Raw genomic sequence first — 20,761 nt, 5'->3', positions numbered from 1 at the left:
CCTAGCTGTTGTACATCAGTGAGCCCGGAGTGGTCAGGGTCTCGCCGGTCTCCAGCCAGGTCTTGAGTCCGGAGAGGATCATCGGCCAGCCGCCGTAGAGCTCGTTGTTGGCGCCCTCGCGCAGCTCGTCGTGGGTGACGGTCAGCCTGCAGGAGTCCCGCACGGCCTCGATGTCCCAGGTGACCCGCGAGACGCCCTCGGACTTGACCTCGTCGCTCCACAGCGCCGTCATCGTGTGCACGAGCTTGTGCGGCGGGTCGGCGGAGACGACCTCGCCCTTGCCGAGCAGGCCGCCGTTGGGGTGGCTCATCTCCAGCCGCGCGCCGGGCGACCAGTCGGAGCCGACGGAGACACCGAAGTTGTACTTGGCGCGGATCTCCGGGTCGGTGATGGCCTCCCACAGGCGCTCCGGGGTGGTGCGGATGTAGATCTCGAAGACCTTCTCCATGGTGCTCTCCAGTGTCGATTTGAGACCGCTCAGGCCCGCGGCCCACGGTTCGGCGTACTTGCTCACCCAGCGGTCGTGGACGAGCCGGATGGGGACCGGGTTCAGGTGGTGGACCTTCTCCCGGCCGCGCCGCCTGCTGACGACGAGACCGGCTTCCTCCAGCAGCTTCAGGTGTTTCATCACCCCGAAGCGGGTCATCGGCAGGCGCGCCTCCAACGCGCTCAGCGTCTGACCGTCCTCTCGGAACAGCTCGTCGAGCAGGCCGCGGCGGGTTGGGTCGGCCAGTGCCTTGAACACCTCGTCCACGCGACCGAGAATAGGTGACCAAATAGTCACGTGTCAATGCGGTCACCGGACGCGAACATGCGTTCGTGTCGATCGCGGGCCCTGGCCCACAACCGCGACCCGCTCGCACACCGTGGCCGAGGCGACCACCGACACCGCCGTCGTCCTCCGCACCGCGCGCGGCCTGCTCGCCGCCGCCTGGCCGAGGATCGCCGCGGACGGCCTGACCCTCATCGGCCTGTCCATGTCCAACCTGGACAGCTCCGACGCCGTGCAGCTGGCCATCCCCTTCGACTGCGGCGGCCCTGCCCTGGACTCCACCATGGACAGCGTCCGCGACCGCTTCGGCGCCGCGGCCGTGACCCGGGCGACGCTGCTGGGTCACGACCCCGGGACCTCGGTGCCCCTGCTGCCGGACTGACCCACTGCCGGACTGGCCCCGAAGCCGGACTGGCTCAGCGGCAGCTGTCGTACATCTTGTCGAACCACTTGTCGGACTCCGGGGTGTCCCGGTCGGCGCGGAGGTAGCCGCGGGCGGCCTCGGTGCAGGTCTTGATCTGCCGCTCCTCCGACCGCAGCGAGGACAGGCGACTCTGGTGGCCCTCCAGCTCGTCGGTGGCCGACTTCGCCGCGTCCTCGGCCTTCGCGAGGTCGCCGTTGGCCGCGTCGACCTCTTTCTGCTTCTCCACGCGCTCGGTGGCGAAGCGGTCGGCCTCGGACTGCTGGCCGAAGTACAGGGCGGTGAAGACGCCCGCGGCGACGGCCAGCAGCACGGCCACGGCGGCCAGGCCGATGACGGGGGTCTTGCTCTTCTTGGCGGGCGGGGCGGGCGGGGGCTGCTGGGCGGCGCCCCACCCGGCGACCTGCTCGGGACCGGGATAGCTCATGGCGGGCTCCGCTCAGCAGTTCTGGATCATGGCGCGGACCGACGAGCGCAGCTTCGCGTCGTCGTTGGCGGCGACCGCGTCCAGGGAGTCCTTGACCGGGTCGGCGCACTTGCGCTCTTTGGCGATGCTGCTCTCCAGCGAGGCGATGTCCTCGGTGACACCGCTGACCTCGGCCTTGGTGTCCTCGGCGGTCTTGGTCGCCGCGTCGGTCTTGGCCGTGACGTCGGCGAGCGAGCTCGTCGTCCGGTCGAGGCTGCCGGACTCGGTGGCGACGTCGTCCTTGGCGCCGAGGTAGAGGTAGAACATCAGCCCGGCGGCGGCGAGGAAGACGACCACCACCGCGGCGAGCACCGGCACGGCCGCGCCGCGCTTGGCCCGGGGACCGGCGGGGCCGCCCTGGGCCGCGAACGACCCGGACGGGGTCTGCGCCGGGAACGGGCCCGACTGGGTCGGGAACTGGCCCGAAGACGGGAACTGGCCCGAGGACGGGTACGCGCCGGGCTGGGCGGGGATCGGACCCGACGGGGTCTGCGCGGAGTACGCGCCCGGGTTCGAGGGGTACCCGGCGGTCGGGAAACCGGTGGGCGGGGTGCGGGGGTCTGGCTGGCGGAAACCGGGCGGCTGATCGGTCATATCTCCCCACCAAGGTGGCGAACACGGGCACCCGAATTTTATCGACTCGCCCGTCGACCGTGGTCGGAATCGAAATACTGCCGCCCGGCCCCGCCTATTCCTACGGCAGCAGCTCCACGAGCAGGTCGCCGCCTTCCACCTGCTGCACGCCGCCGATGGCCACCCTGCCCACCGTCCCCGCGCGCGGGGAGGTGATCGCCGCCTCCATCTTCATCGCCTCGATGGTCGCCACCGTGGCGCCCGCCTCGACCTCGTCGCCCTTGGCGACGGCCAGGGTCACCACGCCCGCGAACGGGGCCGCGATGTGGTTGGCGTCGCCCCGGTCGGCCTTCTCCGCCGCGGGCGCCTTGGCGGCCACCGAGCGGTCGCGGACCTGCACCGGCCGCAGCTGGCCGTTCAGCTTGGCCATGACCGTGCGCATCCCGCGCTCGTCGGGATCGGAGACCGCCTCGATCTCGATGAGCAGGGTGACGCCGCGCTCCAGGCTGACGGCGTATTCCTTGCCCTGCTGCAGGCCGTAGAAGAAGTCCTTGCTCGCCAGCACGCTGGTGTCGCCGAACTGCTCGCGGTGGGCCAGGAACTCCTTGGTCGGGCCCGCGAACAGCAGCCGGTTCAGCGTCGCGCGGGTCTGCCCGGCCAGCCCGACGCGGTCGTCGTCGGACAGCTCGACCATGCCCTTGGGCTTGGGCCGCCCGGCCAGCGCCTTGCTGCGGAAGGGCTCCGGCCAGCCGCCCGCCGGGTCGCCCAACTCGCCGTGCAGGAAGCCGATCACCGAGTCCGGGATGTCGAAGCGGCCCGGCTCGGCCTCGAAGTCCTTGGGGTCGACGCCCGCGCCGACCAGGTGCAGCGCCAGGTCGCCGACGACCTTCGACGACGGGGTGACCTTCACCAGTCGACCGAGCATCCGGTCGGCGGCGGCGTACATGGTCTCGATCTCCTCGAACCGGTCGCCCAGCCCCAGCGCGACCGCCTGGGTGCGCAGGTTCGACAGCTGGCCGCCCGGGATCTCGTGGTGGTACACGCGCCCGGTCGGCGAGGGCAGCCCCGCCTCGAACGGCTTGTACACCTTGCGCACGATCTCCCAGTAGGGCTCCATGTCCGAGACCGCCTGCAGCGACAGCCCGGTCTCCCGGTCGCTGTGGTCGGTCGCGGCCACGATCGCCGACAGCGACGGCTGCGACGTGGTGCCCGACATCGAGGCCACCGCGCCGTCGACGGCGTCCACCCCGGACTGGATCGCGGCCAGGTAGGTGGCCAGCTGCCCGCCCGCGGTGTCGTGGGTGTGCAGGTGCACCGGCAGGTCGAACTCCTTGCGCAGCGCGGTCACCAGCCGGGCCGCCGCGGGCGGGCGCAGCAGGCCCGCCATGTCCTTGATCGCGAGCACGTGCGCGCCCGCGCCGACGATCTGCTCGGCCAGCTTGAGGTAGTAGTCCAGGGTGTAGAGCTGCTCGGCCGGGTCGGACAGGTCGGCGGTGTAGCAGAGGGCGACCTCGGCCACCGCGGTCCCGGTCTCGCGCACGGCCTCGATGGCCGGGCGCATCTGCTCGACGTCGTTGAGCGCGTCGAAGACGCGGAAGATGTCGATGCCGGTGGCCGTGGCCTCGTGGACGAAGGCGCTGGTCACCTCGACCGGGTAGGGCGTGTACCCGACGGTGTTGCGCCCGCGCAGCAGCATCTGCAGGCACAGGTTCGGCACGGCCTCGCGCAGGGCGGCCAGCCGCTCCCAGGGGTCCTCGGCCAGGAAGCGCAGCGCCACGTCGTAGGTGGCCCCGCCCCAGCACTCCAGCGACAGCAGCTCGGGCATGGTCCGCGCCACCTGCGGGGCCACGGCCAGCAGGTCGCGGGTGCGCACCCGGGTGGCCAGCAGCGACTGGTGCGCGTCGCGGAAGGTGGTGTCGGTGACCCCGACCGCGCGGGACTCGCGCAGCCAGCGGGCGAAGCCCTCCGGACCCAGCTCGGTCAGGCGCTGCTTGGAGCCGGGCGCGGGCTCGGCGGCGAGGTCGGCGGCGGGCAGCTTCTCCCGGGGGTCGATGACCTGCGGGCGCTCGCCGTGCGGCTTGTTGACGGTGACGTCGGCGAGGTAGGTGAGCATCCGGGTGCCGCGGTCGGCGGAGTGCCGGGCGGTCAGCAGGTGCGGGCGCTCCTCGATGAAGGCCGTGGTCACCCGGCCCGCGCGGAAGTCCTCGTCGTCGAGCACGGCCTGCAGGAACGGGATGTTGGTGGCCACGCCGCGGATGCGGAACTCGGCGATCGCCCGCTTGGCCCTGCGCACGGCGGCGTCGAAGTCGCGGCCCCGGCAGGTCAGCTTGACCAGCATCGAGTCGAAGTGGGCGCTGACCTCGGCGCCGACCGCGGTGCCGCCGTCGAGGCGGATGCCGCCGCCGCCCGGGGAGCGGTAGGCGGAGATCTTGCCGGTGTCCGGGCGGAAGCCGTTGGCCGGGTCCTCGGTGGTGATCCGGCACTGCAGGGCCGCGCCGCGCAGGTACACGTCGTCCTGGGTCAGCCCGAGGTCGGCCAGGGTCTGCCCGGCGGCGATGCGCAGCTGGGACTGGACCAGGTCGATGTCGGTGACCTCCTCGGTCACCGTGTGCTCGACCTGGATGCGCGGGTTCATCTCGATGAAGACGTGCTCGCCGCGCCGGTCGAGCAGGAACTCGACGGTGCCCGCGTTGCGGTAGCCGATGTGCCGGGCGAACTTCACCGCGTCGGCGCAGATCTGCTCGCGCAGCGCCGGGTCGAGGTTGGGCGCCGGGGCGATCTCGATGACCTTCTGGTGGCGGCGCTGCATGGAGCAGTCGCGCTCGTAGAGGTGGATCACGTTGCCCTCGCCGTCGGCGAGGATCTGCACCTCGATGTGGCGCGGCTCCACCACGGCCTGCTCCAGGAACACCGTGGCGTCGCCGAAGGCCGACTCGGCCTCGCGCATCGCCGCTTCCAGCGACTCGCGCAGCACCTTGCGCTCGGCGACCCGGCGCATACCGCGCCCGCCGCCGCCCGCGACCGCCTTGACGAACAGCGGGAAGCCGATCTCCTCCCCCGCGGTCAGCAGCCCGTCGACGTCGGTCGACGGCTCGCTGGAGCGCAGCACCGGCAGCCCGGCCTCCCGGGCGGCGGCGATGGCGCGGGCCTTGTTGCCGGTCAGCTCCAGCACGTCGGCGTCGGGGCCGACGAAGGTGATGCCCGCCGCCGCGCACGCGCGGGCGAGCTCGGGGTTCTCGGAGAGGAAGCCGTAGCCCGGGTAGACGGCGTCGGCGCCCGCCTTGCGGGCGGCCTCGACGATGGCCTCGACCGAGAGGTAGGCGCGGACGGGGTGGCCTGGCTCGCCGATCAGATACGCCTCGTCGGCCTTCATCCGGTGCGGGGAGTTGCGGTCCTCCTGGGGGAAGACCGCGACGGTGCCCGCTCCGAGTTCGTAGCCGGCTCGGAACGCCCGAATGGCGATCTCACCCCGGTTGGCGACGAGCACCTTGCGGAACATGCCCGGATACCTCCTGCTACCTAGGGGTCGGTCGCAGGAGATTACCGTGTTTGTCCCGCCAGTCGGGAGCTCAATCTCACGTGACGGGCGCAACGCCGGTGAGCCTCGGCACGTTGGCCATTGTGCCGCACCGCCCGCCCCTACCAGCGGGTTGTGAGCCTGGACACGCGGGACGCGGTTCTGTCGGGCTACCCCAGGACGGGTCCGGTGTAGAGGATCTTGTTCGGCGAGCCGGTGGGCAGGTTGCAGACGCCGGGGCTCGCGTCGCGGACCAGCGCCGCCTGCACCTGCGCGGGCGTCGCCGCCGGGTTGAGGGCCAGGTGCAGCGCCGCGCCGCCGGTGGTGTGCGCGGTGGCCAGCGACGAGCCGGAGATCGTGTTCGTCGCGGTGTCGGAGGTGTGCCACGGGCCGGGGATGACCAGGCCGGGGGCGTAGAGGTCGATGGCGGGGCCGTAGTTGCCCTGCGGCGCGGCGCAGTCGTCGCGCCCGATGGCCGCGGTGGTGATCGCCTCGGTGACCCGGGCCGGGGAGAAGTTGCTCGCGGGCTGGCGGGAGGACCCCGAGGTCACCGAGTAGGTGATGCCCGCGGCGATGGACCGGCGCACGGCGTCGTCCAGCGCCTGGTTGGCGGCGCCGCCGAGGCTGACGTTGACCACGGCGGGCTTGGCCGCGGTGCGGGTGATCCAGTCGATGCCCGCGATCACCCCGGACATGGTCCCGGAGCCTGCGTTGTTGAGCACCCGGACCGGGACCATCTTCACGCCCTTGGCCACGCCGTAGGTGCGGCCGCCGACGAGCCCGGCCATGAAGGTGCCGTGGCCGTTGCCGTCACTGGCGTCGCTGTCGTTGTCGACGAAGTCGTGGCCGCCGACGACCCGGCCGCCGAACTCGGCGTGCGTGGCGCGCACACCGGTGTCGAGGATGTAGGCCGTGGCCCCGCGCCCGTCGGTGCCCCAGCGGTAGCGCATGTCGAGCGGGGGCCTGCGCTGGTCGATGCGGTCCAGGCCCCACGGCGGGTTCAGCTGCTCGCCGTGGGCGCGCACCGGGGTGTCGGGCACGACGTAGGCCACCGCCGGGTCGGCGGCGTATCCGCGCACTTGGCGGGCGGTGAGGGCCGCGGAGAAGCCGGTGAGCGCCGAGTCGTAGCGGTGGCCGACGACGCCGCCGTGGCGCTCGGCCGTGGCGGCGACCGTGCCCGCCTTGAGCACGACGATGTAGTCGCCGGTCGGGGTGGCGTGGCCGGGCGCGGTGAGCACGGCCGACAAACAGACGATTCCGGCTGCCAGGGTGGTCAATCGGGCCGGGCGCGGGGTGGTGGCCATGATTCCTGTCTAGAAGCGCGGTCCGCGCGGGGCAATCATCCCCAGTTGCCACCCGTCCGGCGCTCGCGCGGGCATCCGTGCACGCAGAATTGACCGCGACGTCGCATTCACTACTCCAGGTGACCAACTATGGTAGGACGATGCCCTCTGGTGACGCCGAATCCGCTGATCGACTTCCCCACTTCGACACCGTTCTTCGGGGGTATAACCCCCGTCAGGTGAACGAGCGGGTCACTCGTTTGACCTACGACCTTCGCCACGCGACGAATGATCGCGACGAGACCAAGGCAAAGGTCGCGGAACTGACCAAATCGCTCGGCTCGCTTCAGCAGCAGTTGCTGGAGACGACCACTCGGCTCAACCGGATCACGGCCAACCCCAACAGCACGGAGGGCATGACCGAGCGGGTCCGGCTGATGATGCAGCTGGCCGAGGAGGAGATCGCCGAGTTCAAGCGCCAGGCCGACGAGTACGGCCAGGGCGCCCGCGCCGAGGCCGAGGCGTGGGGCGCCAAGCACCGGGCCGAGGCGGAGGCCGCGGCCGGGCGGATCAGGGCCAAGGCCGACGAGCAGGCCGCGCAGACCGGCCGCAGCGCCGAGGCGTACGCGACCAACACCCTGAAGAAGGCCGACGAGCAGGCCGTGGGGCTGCGGGCGGCGGCGGAGGCCGACGCCGCCGAGCTGCGCGCCCGCCACGAGCGCGGCCTGGCCGAGCTGGAGGCGCGCCGGGCCCAGCTCGAGGCCGACTACACCCGCACCCACCAGCAGCTCGACGCCGAGTACGAGCAGATGCGCACGACCCTGGCCGCCGAGCACACCAAGCTCATGGCCGACTCCCGCGCCGAGGTCGAGGCCAACACCAAGGCCACCGAGGCGCGCATCGCCCAGCTCGACGCCGACGCCGCCGCCGAGCGCGACCGGCTCGACACCCAGGCCACCGAGCTGCGCAACCGGCTCGACGCCGAGGCCAAGGACCTGCGCACCGCCCTGGAGGCCGAGTCCGACCGGCGCCGCGCCGAGGCCGAGGCCGCCTCCGCCGCCGCGATCACCGCAGCCCAGAGCGCTTCCGAGGAAAGCCTGGCCGCGCGCCTGGCCGAGACCGACGCCGACATCGCCGCACGCCAGGCCGACGCCGACGCCCGTATCACCGCCCAACTGGCCGACGCCGACCAGAAGGCCGCCGCATTGGTCGCCGACGCGCGAAAGCGGAAGTCGGAAACCGAAGAAATGCTCACTAATCTGCGAAAGACGACCGACGAGCAGATCGCGGCCCAGATCTCCGATGCCGACCGGAAGGCGGCGGCCTTGGTCGCCGATGCCGAAAAGCGGAAGTCCGACACCGAGAATGCGGTGACCGCGACCCGCGCGGAGGCGGAAGCGGAAATCGCGGCAAAGCGCGCCGAAGCCGACACCTACGCGGGCACGGTCACCGCGAAGGCGGAGGCACTGCTCGCCGAGGCGACCGACCGGCACACCGCGGCCACCGACTTCCACTCCCGGGTTGCCGACCAGGTCGGCAGCGCGTTCACTCTGCTTGAGGAAGCCAAGCGCCACTTCGCCGAGGCGGCGGCCAAGGCGGAGGCGAAGCTCACCACGGGCGAGCCCGCCGAGGCCGAGTCGCCCGCGGGCGGGTCCACCGAGGTCAAGCCCGCTGGGGCCGACCCCACCGGGGCGAAGCCCGCGGCGCGCAACGGCGACCAGAACCGCAACGGGACCCACGCGAGGGCTGGGGCCAGGTAGGTACGAGTGGGCCTCGCCTGCCGGGGCCCACTCGTTCTGGGGGTGCTCCTGGCAGGATCGACGTCGTGGAGATCCCCGACGCCGTGCTCACCACCGTCGGCCCCGACGCGACCTGGTCGACCGACCACGAAGGCCGCGGCGGCGACGGGGTCTGGCGGACCAGCGGCGCCGCGGGCACGTTCTTCGTCAAGCACGGGCCCTCGGCCGCCCTGGAGCACCAGCGGCTCTCGTGGCTCACCGGCCGCGTCCCGGTGCCGGAGGTCCGCGCCTGGGAGGCGGGGTTCCTCGTGCTGGCCGACGTCCAGGCGCCGTCCCTGCTGAGCGCCCCGCCGCCGGACATCGGGACCGTCATGGGCACGCTGCTGCGCCGCCTGCACGGCCTGCCGGTCGAGGAGTGCCCGTTCGACTCCCGCCTGCCGGTGACGGTCGGGCGGGCCCGCGCCAACGTCGACAACGGCCTGGTCGACGCCGACGACCTCGACGACGACCACCACGGCTCGACGCCGGAGCAGCTGTTCGCCACCCTGGTCGAGCGCCTGCCCGCCACCGAGGACCTCGTCGTCGCCCACGGGGACTTCACCCCGGCCAACGTGCTGCTGCGGCCCGACCGCACCCCGGTCCTCATCGACCTCGCCCAGCTCGGGGTCGCCGACCGCCACCGCGACCTGGCCCTGGCCGTCCGCGACCTGGGCGAGGCCGGCGGCGAGGCGGTCGAGGCGTTCACCGCCGCCTACGGCCTCGTCCCCGACCCCGACCGCCTCTACTGGTACCGGCTCCTCGACGAGTTCTCCTGAGACGACTCATTCTGAGACGACTCCTTCTGGGGGTCACACGCCCGCGTTGTCCTCGATCCACCGGCGCAGGGCGGGGTTGGCGAGGTTGGTGTAGACGCCGTAGTACCGCGGCCGGGCGCAGCCGTTGCCCCACGAGACCAGGCCGACGAGGGTCGCGCCCGCCGTCAGCGGCCCGCCCGAGTCGCCCTGGCAGGAGTCCCTGCCGCCGTCCGGGTAGCCCGCGCACAGCATCCGCGCGGTAATGGCGGCGTCCTCATAGGACTCCCGGCAGGCGGTGCGGCTGACCATCGGGACGACGACCGCGCGCAGCCGAGGTGACGCGGGGCCGGATTCCACCGTGCTCCCCCACCCGGTCACCACCAGCGGCTGCCCGACGCGGGGCACCGAGGTGCCGACGTGCGCCGCCCGCACTCCCGGGGCGCCCAGCGGCAGCGGGTCGGCCAAGAGCAGCACCGAGACGTCGTTGTCGACCGTGGCGGCGTCGTAGCGCGGGTGCTGGACGACGGCCGCCACGGCCCGCCGGTGCCCGCCCTCGGCGTGCCGCGAACTCCCGGCGCGCACGGACATCTCGTGCGCGGGGACGCCGTCGGTGCAGTGCGCCGCGGTCAGCGCGACCTCGGCGGAGACGATGACCGCGCCGCAGAAGTGGCTGTCGCCGTACTGCAGGCTCAGGGTCCACGGGACCCGCTCAACCTCGATCTCCTCGCCGCCCACGATGCGCTGGTCGGCCGCCGCCGGGGTCACCAGCGCACCCGCCAGCAGCACCGCCAGTGCCGTTGCCCGCCACCTCATGACCGCTCTCCCTCCCGCCGCCGTCCCCTCACCGTGGGGCGGCGCGGCGGGCCCGGCCAAGGCGATTCACCCGCCGGGACCGCGATGTCGCCCATCCGGGACGGCTAGGGCCTGTCCCCAAACCCCGATCGCGACAGCCGAGCCGGATCGGCCGGAGTTCGAGGACAGGCCCTAGGACTTCTCCAGGTACTCCGCGCGATCGCCCGCGACCAGCTGCTCGGCCATCGCGGCCAGCCCGGGGAACTCGGTCAGCTCGGGGTCCTCGGTCACCAGGGCCTGGGCCACCGCGCGGGCGTCCTCGATGATGCCCGCGTCGCTCAGCAGGGACAGCATCTTCAGGCCGGACTTGGCCCCGGACTGGCTCGCCCCGAGGATGTCGCCCTCGCGGCGCATCTCCAGGTCCAGCTGGGCCAGCTCGAAACCGTCCAGAGTGGACGCGACGGCGGCGAGGCGGTCGCGGGTCGCCGTGCCGCCGGGCATGTCGGTGACCAGCAGGCACAGGCCCGGCGCGGAACCGCGGCCCACGCGCCCGCGCAGCTGGTGCAGCTGGCTGATGCCGAAGCGGTCGGCGTCCATGATCGCCATGACCGTCGCGTTGGGCACGTTGACGCCGACCTCGACCACCGTGGTGGCCACCAGCACGTCGATCTCCCCCGCGGCGAAGGCGCGCATCACCGCGTCCTTCTCGTCGCCGGGCAGGCGGCCGTGCAGCACGCCGACGGACAGCCCGGCCAGCGGTCCCGCCGCCAGCATCGGGGCCACGTCGGCGACCGCGAGCGGCGGGCGCCTGCCGTCGGCGCCCTCATCGGGGCCCTCGTCGGGGCCGTCCGGGGTGACGTCCTCGGCGGCGGCGTCCTCCCCGATCCGCGGGCAGACCACGTACGCCTGGTGCCCCTTGCCGACCTCCTCGCGGATGCGCTCCCAGGCCCGGTCCAGCCACGCGGGCTTCTCCGAGACCGGCACGACGCTGGTGGAGATCGGCGAGCGGCCCGCGGGGAGTTCCCGCAGGGCGGAGGTCTCCAGGTCGCCGTAGACGGTCATGGCGACCGTGCGCGGGATCGGCGTGGCGGTCATGACCAGCACGTGCGGGCTGGTCTCCCCCGCCCGCCCGCGCAGCGCGTCGCGCTGCTCCACGCCGAAGCGGTGCTGTTCGTCGACGACGAGCAGGCCCAGCTCGGCGAAGGTGACCTTGTCCTGGATGATCGCGTGCGTGCCGACGACGATCCCGGCCACCCCTGAGACGACGTCGAGCAGGGCCTGCTTGCGCTGCGCCGCGGGCATCGAGCCGGTCAGCAGCACGACCCTGGTGGCGTTGTCGGCGCCGCCGAGCTGCCCGCCCTGGGCCAGCTCGCCCAGCGACTCGGCCAGCGAGCGGGCGTGCTGGGCGGCCAGCACCTCCGTCGGCGCGAGCAGGGCGCTCTGGCGGCCGGAGTCGACCACCTGCAGCATCGCCCGCAGCGCCACGACCGTCTTGCCGGAGCCGACCTCGCCCTGCAGCAGGCGGTTCATCGGGTGCGCGACCGCGAGGTCCTCGGCGATCGCCGCGCCCACCTCGGCCTGGCCCGCCGTCAGCTGGAACGGCAGGCGCGCGTCGAAGGCGTCGAGGATGCCGCCGGACTTGACCGGGCACTCCGGCGCGGGGCGCGCACCCGCCGAATTGCGCCGCAGGGCCAGCGCGAGCTGCACGGCCAGCGCCTCGTCCCACTTGAGCCGGTGCTGGGCCACCGCCAGCGCGGCCTGGTCGGCGGGCCGGTGGATGGCGCGCACGGCGCTCTCGTACTCCGAGAGCCCGAGGCGCTCGCGCAGCTTCTCCGGGACGGGGTCCTCGATCTCGGTGAGCATGTCCAGCGTCTGCCCGACGCACTTGGCGATCTGCCAGGACTGGATGCGCGCGGTGGCCGGGTAGACCGGGATCATGCCGCCCGCGAACTCCTCGACCACCTGGGCCGACGGGATGTCGCCGCCGTCGTCGGCGGGCTCCATCAGCTGGTAGTCGGGGTTGGCGAGCTGCAGTTTCGCGCGGAAGGCGGTGACCTTGCCCGCGAAGAGCGCCATCATCCCCGGCCGCAGCCGGTCGACGTGCCACGGCTGGTTGAAGAACGCGCACTCCAGCGACCGCTTGCCGTCGGTGATCACCACCTCGACCAGCGAGCCGCGCTTGGTCCGCATCTGCCGCTTGTTGACCGAGACGACCTGCGCCATGACCGTGACGTGCTCGCCGACCTCCAGCCCGGCGATGTCGGTCAGCTCGCCGCGCTCGGCGTAGCGGCGCGGGTAGTGGCGCAGCAGGTCGCCCGCCGTGTGCAGCTCGAAGGCCGCGGCCAGCGCGTCGGCCGACTTCTTGCCCACCACCTTGTCCAGGCGCTCGCCCAGCGCGACCATCACGCCCCTTTCCACAGACCCGTGCCCGATTATGTCGAGCGACCCCGACAGCGTGGGCAAGCACCCGCGATCACCCTCAAGGCGGCGCGAGTGGGTGACTAGCCCGGCTTCACGGCCTGGGCGGCGAGCGTCGCGGTCACCGTCTCCGAGACCGTCTGGAGTGGACCGGTGCCCACCGTGTCCGGGGTGGTGAGGGCGACGTAGACGGGCCGGTCGACGAGGAACCACGTGGTCGAGCCCATGCCGGTGACCGGGAGCCACTGCGCGCCGGAGACCTGGGTCAGCGACGAGGTGGGCTCCAGCTCCGGCGGCTGGCGCAGACCGCAGCGCAGGACGACCGGGGCCATCCGGTCCCCCCACGCCGTCGAGCCCGCCGGGGCGGGGTCGGCGATGGGCAGCGCGGGCAGCTCGGCGCCGCTGCTGGGCAGGGCGTCGGGCAGCGCGGCGAGCAGGTCGGCGCAGTGCCGCGACGCGGCGTCCGGGGCCTCGACCGGCACCAGGCCCAGCGGCCCGGCGCTGACCGGCGGCTGCTCGGCTTCCGGCGCGAACCGGCTGGCCACGATCACGCCGACGGCCAGCAGGCCGACCAGGACGGCGGCCACGACGACCGCGGCGCGCGGCGGCGCGGGGCGCGACGAGGTGGGGCGGGGCTCGGTCACCCGCTTACTGAACCACGCTCTAGAGGTGCACCACCGGGCAGGTGAGGGTGCGGGTGATGCCCTCCACACTCTGGATGCGGGCCACGACGAGCTGCCCGAGCAGGTCGACGTTGTCGGCCTGGGCGCGCACGATGACGTCGTAGGGGCCGGTGACGTCCTCCGCGGTGGTCACCCCGGGCACGGTGGAGATCTCGGTGGCCACGGCGGCAGCCTTGCCCACCTCGGTCTGAATCAGGATGTATGCGTGAACCACGGCGCGCCCCTTCGCGGCTCGAAGTCGACAACGGGTAGGAACGTGTCGTGAAACGTACCCCACTTCGCGGGTTTGGTGGGGTTCCAACAATCGGAGGACCTCGTGCGCGATGCTCCCGACGACGCGGAGACGGTGGCCGACGTCGGTGAGTTCGCCCTCATCCGGCGGATCACCGACGGCCGGGCCAAGGGCCAGGCCACCCTGCTCGGCCCAGGGGATGACGCCGCCGTGGTCGCCGCGCCGGACGGCCGGGTGGTGGCGTGCACGGACGTGCTGGTGGAGGGCGTGCACTTCCGCTTCGACTGGTCCCCGCCCGATCAGGTGGGTCGCAAGGCCGCCGCGGTCAACCTCGCCGACATCGCCGCGATGGGCGCGGTGCCCACCGCGCTGCTGGTCGGGATCGCCTGTCCATCCCGGACTCCGGCCTCGGTGATCGACGGGCTGTCCTCGGGGCTGGCGGCCGAGGCGGCCCGCGCCCGGATCGGCGTCGTGGGCGGGGACATGGCCCGCGCGGAAAGCCTTGTGATCTCGGTCACCGCGTTGGGATCACTGGAGGGCAGGGCCCCGGTCACCCGGGGCGGCGCCCTCCCCGGGGACATCGTCGCGGTGGCGGGCAAACTCGGCTGGAGCGCCGCGGGACTGGCCGTCCTCGGGCGCGGGTTCCGCTCCCCGGTGACCGTCGTCGGCGCCCACCGCGTGCCGCAGCCGCCGTACGCGGCGGGCCCGGCCGCGGCGCTGGCCGGGGCCACCTCGATGATCGACACCTCCGACGGCCTGCTCGCCGACCTCGCCCACATCGCCGAGGCCGCCAACGTCGGCATCGACCTCAGCGGCGAGCTGATCCCGGTGGACCAGCGGCTCATCGAGGTCGCGTCGGCACTGGGCGCCGACGCCCGGCACTGGGCCCTCACCGGCGGGGAGGACCACGCCCTCGTCGCCACCTTCCCCTCCGCCACCGTGCCCCCGGAGTTCCGCGTCATCGGCGCGGTGACCCGGGCCGGGGGCGTCACGCTCGACGGCAAGCCCTACACCGGCGAACAGGGCTGGCAGCACTGGCGCTGAGGGACAATGTCGGCGTGCGCATCGAAATCAGGGGCTACGACCACGCCGACTCCGTGACGCTGATCGCCGAGGTGCAGCAGGAGTACGTGGTGCGGTATGGCGGACCGGACGAGAGCCCGGTCGACCCGGCCGAGTTCGCGCCCCCGCAGGGGCTGTTCATGGTCGGGTACGCCGATGTCGGCGACGGCGAGCGGGCGGTGGCCTCCGGCGGCTGGCGCAGCCACGGCGCCGACGCCGAGATCAAGCGGATGTACGTCACCCCGGCGGCCCGCGGCAAGGGATACGCGCGGGCCATGCTGGCGGAGCTGGAGTCGACCGCGCTGCGGGCCGGGCACGGCAGGGTGATCCTGGAGACCGGCCTGCGCCAGCCCGAGGCGGTCGCGCTGTACCGCAGCGCCGGGTACGAGGACGTCCCCGCGTTCGGGCACTATGCCGAGGCAGAGCTGTCGGTCCACCTCGGCAAGGTGTTCACGAAGGAGCCCGCGTGCCCGTCTACGCCCTCGGCGACCTGACGCCCGAGATCCACCCCGACGCCTACGTCCACCCGGACGCCACGGTGATCGGCAACGTCGTCCTGCGCGCGGAGGCCTCGGTCTGGCCCCAGGCCGTGCTGCGCGGCGACGACGGGGTCATCGACATCGGCCCGCGCACGAGCGTGCAGGACGGGACGGTCATCCACGTCACCGAGTTCCACCCGGTGCGCGTCGGCGCGGACTGCGTCATCGGGCACAACGTCCACATCGAGGGCGCCACCATCGGCGACCGGTGCCTGATCGCCTCCGGTTCGGTGCTGCTGAACGGGTCCGTGGTCGAGGACGGGGCGGTGCTCGGGGCGGGCGCGGTGATGTCGTTCAACGGCCACCTCCCGGCGCGGTCGATGGCGCTGGGCGTGCCCGCGAAGACGAGGGAGGGTCACGTCGTGCCCGCTGACATGACCTCCGGGATCGTGGCGCGGTACGTGCGCAGCATTGGGGTCTACCGGGCGGGGCTGCGTCTGCTGGACTGAGTAGGGTTCCCCGGCGTGACGAAGCCGTTGAGCGAGATCGTCGAGGCGGGCTGGGCGCGGGCACTGGAGCCCGTCGCCGAACGAGTCGCCGCGATGGGCCAGTTCCTGCGCGAGGAGATCGCCGCGGGGCGGCGGTACCTGCCCGCGGGCGAGCACGTGCTGCGGGCGTTCCAGCAACCTTTCGACGCCGTGCGGGTGCTGATCGTCGGCCAGGACCCCTATCCGACACCCGGCCACGCGGTGGGGCTGTCGTTCTCGGTGGCCCCCGACGTGCGGCCGATTCCCAAGAGCCTGGTGAACATCTACAAGGAGTACTGCGAGGACCTCGGGCACCCGCTGCCCTCCAACGGCGACCTGACGCCGTGGGCCGCCAACGGGGTGCTGCTGCTCAACCGGGCGCTGACCGTCGAGCCGGGCAAGTCGAACTCCCACCAGGGCAAGGGCTGGGAGGAGGTCACCGAGCAGGCCATCAGGGCCCTGGCAGCGCGCGGCGGTCCGCTGGTGGCGATCCTGTGGGGGCGCAACGCGCGCAACCTGCGGCCGCTGCTGGACCCGGTCCCGGCGATCGAGTCCGCCCACCCCAGCCCGCTGTCGGCGCACGCGGGCTTCTTCGGCTCCCGGCCCTTCAGCCGCGCCAACGCGCTGCTGGTGGAGCAGGGCGCCGACCCGGTGGATTGGAAACTCCCCTGACCTGTGCGGTGAGGGCTGTGCAGGTGAATCTTGATCACCCGGCCCGCGATCCGCGTTAGGTTCGCCATGTGCGGGGCACACGGGATCTGGCGCTGGTGGCGAGCGGGGCTGCGGTGTCGCTGTTCGGCACCGCGGTCACCCTGATCGTGCTTCTCCTGCACGTCAAGGACTACGGCTCCTACGCGGTGGTCGGCGTGCTGGTCGCCGAGTTCGTGCCGGTGACGCTGGCCGCGCCGCTGGCCGGGCTGCTGGTCGACCGGCTGCCCAACCGCAGGCTGATGATCATTGGCCAGCTGCTGCAGGCCGCCGCCGTGCTCGCGGTGACCACCGTGCTGCACAGCTTCCCGCTGATCCTGCTCATGCTGGTCGTCCTCGGCTGCGGCACCGCGGTGGTCAACCCGGCCGCCTCGGCGCTGATCCCCGCCATCTGCGGGGAGGCGCACTCGGGGCGCGGGTACTCCTGGCTGGCGGTCGGGCGCGGCGGGGGGATGCTCGCCGGGTCGGCGGCGGGCGGGCTGCTCGTGGCCGCGCTGGGCACCCGCGACGCGCTGCTGGTCGACGCGGGCACCTACCTCGCCCAAGCGGCGCTGCTGTCCCTCGTCCGCGTCGAGCGCGACCCGCGCGGCCAGGGAGGGCGGGACAAGGACAGCGGGGCCACAGCGGGCCTGCGGCACCTGTGGAGCGACCCGGTCCTGCGCGTCGCCACGGTGTGCCTGGCCGTGGCGTGCATGGGGGTGATGCTCGCCGACGTGGCGAACGTCTTCTACGTCACCGAGGTGCTGGACGGCGGCGCGGCCACCCTGGGCCTGCTGCACGCCTGCTGGATGCTCGGCGTCCTCCTCGGCGCGCGGGTCGCCGCGCGGCTGCTCACCCAGCGCGCGCTGCTGCTCGGCCTGGGCTCGGCGTGCACGGTGATGGGCGTCGGCATGCTGATCCCCGCCCTGCTGCCCTACACCACCCCGGTCGCCGTGGGCTACGTCGTGGGCGGGGCGGCCAACGGCGCGCAGAGCGTGACCAACCAGGGCATCGTGCGGGCGCGGACGCCGTCACACCTGCGCGGGCGGGCGTTCGCGGCGGCGGGAGCGGTGCTGGTGGGGTCGAACATCCTGGGCACGGTGCTCGGCGGGGCCGTCGTCGCGCTGCTCGGGCCGCGGCAGACGTTCACCATCGCCGGGCTGGTCACCTTCGCCGCGGGCGTCGCCGCCCTGATGGCACTGCGGGCGGTGGACACGACGAGAGCGGCGCCGGTGACCTGAGTCACCGGCGCCGCCGTCGTTTGAAAGTCTGGGGATCAGCCCCGAACGACCTTGCCCGCCTTGATGCACGAGGTGCAGACGTTCATCCGCTTCCGCTGGGAGATGCCCAGCTTGGCGTGCACGGTCTGGATGTTCGGGTTCCACCTGCGGTTGGTGCGCCGGTGGGAGTGCGAGACCGACTTGCCGAAGCCTGGCCCCTTGCCACAGACGTCGCACACGGCAGCCACGTCAGACACTCCTTCAGGTTGCAGTACAAAGGCGCGAGCCGGGGCCCGAGCGGTTGTCCCAGGGTAACGGGTGCGTGTCCGCGGCTCCAAACCGGGGCTACTCTGCCCCGAACCGAGGGAGAGGAGCCGGGCCGGTGGTGGAGGCGCTGGACGCGGCCGGGGTGCGGCGCTGGGCGGCGGCCTGTGTGGAGTCGCTGGACGCCCACCGGGCCTCGATCGACCGGATCAACGTCTACCCGGTGGCCGATGGCGACACCGGCTCGAACCTCCTGCACACCCTGCGCGCCGCCCTGGAGTCCCTGCTGCGCGCCCCCGCGTCGGCCCGCTCGGACGCGGGCTCGGCGCTGGCGGTGCTCGCCAAGGGCGCGGTCACCGGGGCGCGCGGCAACTCCGGGGTGATCGCCTCGCAGATGCTGCGGGGCATGGCCGAGGCGGTGGACTCGGCGGCCGCGCTGGACGGGCGGTCGCTGGCGGCGGCACTGGCCTATGGCTCGTCGCGCGCGGAGGCGGCGGTGTCCGCGCCGGTGCCGGGGACGATGCTGACCGTGCTCTCGGCCGCCGCGGCGGGCGCGCACGGGAGCGGGCTGCGCGAGGTGGCCCTGAACGCCGCGCGGGCGGCGGCCTCGGCGCTGGACAAGACCCCGGCGCAGCTGGCGGTCCTGGCCGAGGCCGGGGTGGTCGACGCGGGCGGGCGCGGCGTGGTCGTTCTCCTCGACGCCCTGGTCTCGGTCATCGCCGGAACGCCGGTCAACACCGCGGCCGCCCGGGTCGACGGCGTGCTCCGGCCGCCGGACACCGCGGTGGTGGCGGCCAGGGAGATCGGCTCGGAGCTCTACGGGTACGAGGTGATGTACCTCTTGGAGCACGCCGACACCGCGGCCGCGGACCGGCTGCGGCGGACCCTGGAGGGCCTGGGCGACTCGGTGTCCGTCGCCGGGGACGGCGATTCCCTCTGGACCGTCCACGTCCACTGCAACGACATCGGCGGCGCCATCGAGGCGGGCGTCGACGCGGGCCGTCCCCGCGCCATCCGGGTGGCCCGCTTCGCTGACGCCCTCCCCGACGGCCCGGCCCGGTACGTGCGCGAGCGCGCGGTGGTGGCCCCCGTCCGCGGCGACGACCTGGCCGACCTGTTCCTGTCCGAGGGCGTCGCGGTGCTGCGGGTGGATGACGGGCTGCCGCCCACCCCGTACGAGCTGCTCCAGGTGATCACCGGCACGGGCGCCGCCCATGTGACGGTCCTGCCCGGCCACCCCGACCTGACCGCCATCGCCGACGAGGCCGCCATCCGCGCCGTCGCCGCGGGCCAAGACGTCGTGGTGATCCCCTGCGCGTCGCCGGTGCAGGCTCTGGCCGCCTTGGCTGTCCACGACCCCCGCCGCCGCGCGGGCGACGACGTCGTCGCCATGGCCGAGGCCGCGGCGGCCACGCGCCGGGGGGAGGTGGTGGTGGCCGCAGAAGACGCCATCACCTGGATCGGCCCCTGCGCGGCGGGCGACGTGCTCGGCTTCGCCGACGGCGAGGTCGTCATGATCGAGCCCGGCCCGGCCACCCCGGAGGCGGTCTCCCGCACCGCCACCGCGGTCATCGACCGGATGCTGGCCAACGGCGGCGAACTCGTCACCGCCCTGCTCGGCGACGCGGCCCCGGACACCGTGGCCGACGCCGTCACCGGCCACCTGCGCCGCACCCACCCGGAAGCCGACCTGGCCGTGCACCGCGGCGGCCAGACCGACGCGGTGCTGGTGCTGGGGTTGGAGTAGCCGCGCTCAGCGCAGGCCGGTTCCCCTCGCCAGCGCGGTGTCGATCAAAGTGGACACCAGGGTCGGGTAGTCGACGCCGGTCACCGCCCACATCTTCGGGTACGCCGAGGTGGGGGTGAAGCCGGGCATCGTGTTGACCTCGTTGATGGTCAGCTCGCCGCCCTCGCCCACGAAGAAGTCCACCCGGGCCAGGCCCTGGCAGTCCAGCGCCCGGAAGGCCGCGACGGCGGCGGCGCGGAGGCGGTCGGTGACGTCGTCGTCCAGTTTGGCCGGGATGTCGAGGTCGCCGCCGTCGATGTACTTCGCGTCGAAGTCGTACCAGTCGATCCCGTCGTCCAGGCGGATCTCCGCGGGCTGGGACGCCTCGACCCGGCCGTCGGGGAATTCCAGGACCCCGCACTCGACCTCGCGGCCCACCACGGCCGCCTCCACCAACACCTTGGGATCGATGGCGCGCGCCACGGCGACGGCGTCGGCCAGGGCGTCCCATGACGACACCTTCGTGATGCCGGTCGACGACCCGGCCCGCGACGGCTTCACGAACACCGGCAGTCCCAGGTGCTCGCGCTCGGCGTCGGTCAGGTCCCCGCGCCCGCGCGGCAGGTCGACGTAGCGCCCGATCGGCAGGGAGTCCGCCGCGAGCACCTTCTTCGTGAACCCCTTGTCCATCGCCGCCGCGCTCGCCAGCACCCCCGGCCCGACGTAGGGCAGCCCGACCATCTCCAGCAGCCCCTGGATGGTCCCGTCCTCCCCGTAAGCGCCGTGCAGCACGGGAAACACGACATCCACAGTGGACAGGAGCTCACCCTCGCGGCCCGGTTCCAAGACCACCAGCCCGGAACCGGAGGCGGGCAGCGTCAGCGCCGTGCCCGAAGACACCGAGGGAAGCTCGCGACCCGCGATGCGCAGAACCGACGGGTCGGCCGGGCCGAGCACCCACGCCCCCGACGCCGTGATGCCCACCGGCACCGCCTCGAACCGCTCCGGGTCCAGGTGGGTGAGCACACTCGCCGCCGACACACAGGAGACCGCGTGTTCCGTGCTGCGTCCGCCGAACACCACGGCGACCCTGGTCTTAGACATGA

At 73.1% G+C, this 20,761-nt stretch carries 20 protein-coding genes; 9 read left to right on the top strand and 11 right to left on the bottom strand.

Annotated elements, in window-relative coordinates; genetic code table 11:
- Window position 1: 1 nt before the first annotated feature.
- Window positions 2-754, bottom strand: coding sequence for an ArsR/SmtB family transcription factor (locus tag ACTG9Q_RS07285; protein ID WP_455571842.1), 753 nt, complete (start codon window positions 752-754; stop codon window positions 2-4).
- Between ACTG9Q_RS07285 and ACTG9Q_RS07280 the strand changes: the two genes are divergently transcribed.
- Entirely contained in the window at window positions 738-1,154 is a 417-nt protein-coding gene (locus ACTG9Q_RS07280) for a DinB/UmuC family translesion DNA polymerase (RefSeq protein ID WP_455571841.1), read from the top strand. The two genes, ACTG9Q_RS07285 and ACTG9Q_RS07280, sit on opposite strands and share 17 nt — an antisense overlap.
- Window positions 1,155-1,188: 34 nt before the next feature.
- On the opposite strand, the gene ACTG9Q_RS07275 is transcribed toward ACTG9Q_RS07280, so the two are convergent.
- The 4 genes from ACTG9Q_RS07275 to ACTG9Q_RS07260 form a co-directional block, all read right to left on the bottom strand.
- Entirely contained in the window at window positions 1,189-1,620 is a 432-nt protein-coding gene (locus ACTG9Q_RS07275; protein WP_455571840.1) for a hypothetical protein, read from the bottom strand.
- Between the two features lie 12 nt (window positions 1,621-1,632).
- Window positions 1,633-2,253 (bottom strand): hypothetical protein, encoded by a 621-nt coding sequence (locus ACTG9Q_RS07270; protein WP_455571839.1) that lies wholly within the window; start codon window positions 2,251-2,253, stop codon window positions 1,633-1,635.
- A gap of 100 nt (window positions 2,254-2,353) precedes the next feature.
- A complete protein-coding gene (locus tag ACTG9Q_RS07265) occupies window positions 2,354-5,731 on the bottom strand; it encodes a pyruvate carboxylase (protein ID WP_455571838.1) in 3,378 nt (1,125 codons plus the stop codon).
- 188 nt (window positions 5,732-5,919) lie between these two features.
- Window positions 5,920-7,053 carry a S8 family peptidase gene (locus ACTG9Q_RS07260; RefSeq protein ID WP_455571837.1) on the bottom strand — a complete coding sequence of 378 codons (1,134 nt, stop codon included), beginning with the start codon at window positions 7,051-7,053 and terminating at the stop codon, window positions 5,920-5,922.
- 218 nt (window positions 7,054-7,271) lie between these two features.
- Between ACTG9Q_RS07260 and ACTG9Q_RS07255 the strand changes: the two genes are divergently transcribed.
- Together ACTG9Q_RS07255 and ACTG9Q_RS07250 are read left to right on the top strand one after the other, a co-directional pair.
- On the top strand, window positions 7,272-8,792 hold the full coding sequence (locus ACTG9Q_RS07255) for a hypothetical protein (RefSeq protein ID WP_455571836.1): 1,521 nt from the start codon (window positions 7,272-7,274) through the stop codon (window positions 8,790-8,792).
- Window positions 8,793-8,857: 65 nt separating this feature from the next.
- Window positions 8,858-9,586, top strand: coding sequence for an APH(3') family aminoglycoside O-phosphotransferase (locus tag ACTG9Q_RS07250; RefSeq protein ID WP_455571835.1), 729 nt, complete (start codon window positions 8,858-8,860; stop codon window positions 9,584-9,586).
- A 33-nt stretch (window positions 9,587-9,619) separates the two neighbouring features.
- Here the strand turns inward: ACTG9Q_RS07250 and ACTG9Q_RS07245 are convergent, their stop codons facing one another.
- From ACTG9Q_RS07245 to ACTG9Q_RS07230, 4 genes are all read right to left on the bottom strand, one after another.
- The gene (locus ACTG9Q_RS07245; protein ID WP_455571834.1) at window positions 9,620-10,378 is read right to left on the bottom strand and encodes a serine protease; all 759 of its coding nucleotides are present in this window, start codon (window positions 10,376-10,378) and stop codon (window positions 9,620-9,622) included.
- Window positions 10,379-10,549: 171 nt separating this feature from the next.
- Window positions 10,550-12,760 (bottom strand): ATP-dependent DNA helicase RecG, encoded by a 2,211-nt coding sequence (gene recG / locus ACTG9Q_RS07240; protein WP_455572033.1) that lies wholly within the window; start codon window positions 12,758-12,760, stop codon window positions 10,550-10,552.
- A 98-nt stretch (window positions 12,761-12,858) separates the two neighbouring features.
- Window positions 12,859-13,419 carry a DUF3515 domain-containing protein gene (locus ACTG9Q_RS07235; protein ID WP_455571833.1) on the bottom strand — a complete coding sequence of 187 codons (561 nt, stop codon included), beginning with the start codon at window positions 13,417-13,419 and terminating at the stop codon, window positions 12,859-12,861.
- 19 nt (window positions 13,420-13,438) lie between these two features.
- The gene (locus ACTG9Q_RS07230) at window positions 13,439-13,672 is read right to left on the bottom strand and encodes an Lrp/AsnC ligand binding domain-containing protein (protein WP_455571832.1); all 234 of its coding nucleotides are present in this window, start codon (window positions 13,670-13,672) and stop codon (window positions 13,439-13,441) included.
- A gap of 102 nt (window positions 13,673-13,774) precedes the next feature.
- On the opposite strand from ACTG9Q_RS07230, the gene ACTG9Q_RS07225 reads away from it, so the two are divergent.
- The 5 genes from ACTG9Q_RS07225 (at window position 13,775) to ACTG9Q_RS07205 (ending at window position 17,686) form a co-directional block, all read left to right on the top strand.
- A complete protein-coding gene (locus tag ACTG9Q_RS07225) occupies window positions 13,775-14,734 on the top strand; it encodes a thiamine-phosphate kinase (protein ID WP_455571831.1) in 960 nt (319 codons plus the stop codon).
- A gap of 14 nt (window positions 14,735-14,748) precedes the next feature.
- Complete coding sequence (locus ACTG9Q_RS07220; protein ID WP_455571830.1) at window positions 14,749-15,246, top strand: GNAT family N-acetyltransferase; 498 nt, start codon at window positions 14,749-14,751, stop codon at window positions 15,244-15,246.
- Complete coding sequence (locus ACTG9Q_RS07215; protein ID WP_455571829.1) at window positions 15,219-15,740, top strand: gamma carbonic anhydrase family protein; 522 nt, start codon at window positions 15,219-15,221, stop codon at window positions 15,738-15,740. Before ACTG9Q_RS07220 ends, ACTG9Q_RS07215 begins: the two co-directional genes overlap by 28 nt.
- Window positions 15,741-15,755: 15 nt before the next feature.
- Window positions 15,756-16,430, top strand: coding sequence for a uracil-DNA glycosylase (locus ACTG9Q_RS07210; protein ID WP_455571828.1), 675 nt, complete (start codon window positions 15,756-15,758; stop codon window positions 16,428-16,430).
- Between the two features lie 68 nt (window positions 16,431-16,498).
- Complete coding sequence (locus tag ACTG9Q_RS07205) at window positions 16,499-17,686, top strand: MFS transporter (RefSeq protein WP_455571827.1); 1,188 nt, start codon at window positions 16,499-16,501, stop codon at window positions 17,684-17,686.
- 35 nt (window positions 17,687-17,721) lie between these two features.
- Here ACTG9Q_RS07205 and rpmB read toward each other — a convergent pair whose 3' ends face one another.
- On the bottom strand, window positions 17,722-17,913 hold the full coding sequence (gene rpmB, locus ACTG9Q_RS07200) for a 50S ribosomal protein L28 (protein WP_189213385.1): 192 nt from the start codon (window positions 17,911-17,913) through the stop codon (window positions 17,722-17,724).
- A 134-nt stretch (window positions 17,914-18,047) separates the two neighbouring features.
- Here rpmB and ACTG9Q_RS07195 point away from each other — a divergent pair, with 134 nt between their 5' ends.
- On the top strand, window positions 18,048-19,676 hold the full coding sequence (locus tag ACTG9Q_RS07195; protein ID WP_455571826.1) for a DAK2 domain-containing protein: 1,629 nt from the start codon (window positions 18,048-18,050) through the stop codon (window positions 19,674-19,676).
- 6 nt (window positions 19,677-19,682) lie between these two features.
- Here ACTG9Q_RS07195 and ACTG9Q_RS07190 read toward each other — a convergent pair whose 3' ends face one another.
- Window positions 19,683-20,759, bottom strand: a complete 1,077-nt coding sequence (locus ACTG9Q_RS07190) for a D-alanine--D-alanine ligase family protein (protein ID WP_455571825.1) — start codon at window positions 20,757-20,759, stop codon at window positions 19,683-19,685.
- Between the last annotated feature and the right edge of the window lie 2 nt (window positions 20,760-20,761).

This window comes from Actinokineospora lacus, from assembly GCF_053813445.1.
Note: the sequence above shows the minus strand (reverse complement) of the source record. Positions and strands in the feature narration are given on the sequence as shown.

Excerpts from the sequence above, each read along its gene's own strand:
- ACTG9Q_RS07245 (WP_455571834.1), bottom strand. The coding sequence starts at position 10,378 with ATGAGGTGGCGGGCAACGGCACTGGCGGTGCTGCTGGCGGGTGCGCTG.
- ACTG9Q_RS07275 (WP_455571840.1), bottom strand. The coding sequence starts at position 1,620 with ATGAGCTATCCCGGTCCCGAGCAGGTCGCCGGGTGGGGCGCCGCCCAG.
- ACTG9Q_RS07265 (WP_455571838.1), bottom strand. The coding sequence starts at position 5,731 with ATGTTCCGCAAGGTGCTCGTCGCCAACCGGGGTGAGATCGCCATTCGG.
- ACTG9Q_RS07190 (WP_455571825.1), bottom strand. The coding sequence starts at position 20,759 with ATGTCTAAGACCAGGGTCGCCGTGGTGTTCGGCGGACGCAGCACGGAA.
- ACTG9Q_RS07270 (WP_455571839.1), bottom strand. The coding sequence starts at position 2,253 with ATGACCGATCAGCCGCCCGGTTTCCGCCAGCCAGACCCCCGCACCCCG.
- recG (WP_455572033.1), bottom strand. The coding sequence starts at position 12,760 with ATGGTCGCGCTGGGCGAGCGCCTGGACAAGGTGGTGGGCAAGAAGTCG.
- ACTG9Q_RS07260 (WP_455571837.1), bottom strand. The coding sequence starts at position 7,053 with ATGGCCACCACCCCGCGCCCGGCCCGATTGACCACCCTGGCAGCCGGA.